The 509-nt window shown below is 69.2% G+C and carries 1 pseudogene; it reads right to left on the minus strand.

Annotated elements, in window-relative coordinates:
- Window positions 1-509, minus strand: a pseudogene (locus BRAO375_RS27525) (flagellin); the annotation flags it as partial.

The raw sequence follows: 509 nt of genomic DNA on the forward strand, positions 1-509 counted from the left end.
AGACCGAACGTGATGCTGGTTGCCGTGCCACCTCCTGTGGCGCCGACCGTCAGCGTCTGTCCCGACAGGCCGTCACCCACCGCGCTCAATCCGAGCTTGGCCAAGGTGCCGCTGCTGCCCGAGAGCGTCAATCCGGCCGCCGGCGGCGTCAGGGTGATCGCACCCGCGGTGATCGAGGCGGTCACGCCGGTCTGGGTCTGGATCGCCGACAGCAGGTTGGTGACGCTGTCGCCGATGCCGATGCTGGTGCCCGTCGACGACGTGCCGGTGACGAAGGTGAAGGTGGTGCCGTTGACGACCAGCGTTTCACCCGAGGTGATGCCGGTGGCCAGGTTGTTCGAGGCCGTGCCGGCAGTGCCGGACAGCTTGGTCGAGCCGGTGATCGCCGCCGCGGCCGAGGTGTTGTCGTTGTTCACGACCGAGCCGGTCACCGCCGTCGAGCTGGAGCCCAGCAGGTCGGAGGCGGTGGCGCCGGTCAGCGCCGTCGAGGTCACGCTCGACTTGGTGGA

The sequence above is a fragment of the Bradyrhizobium sp. ORS 375 genome, assembly GCF_000239775.1.
Taxonomy (GTDB): Bacteria; Pseudomonadota; Alphaproteobacteria; order Rhizobiales; family Xanthobacteraceae; genus Bradyrhizobium.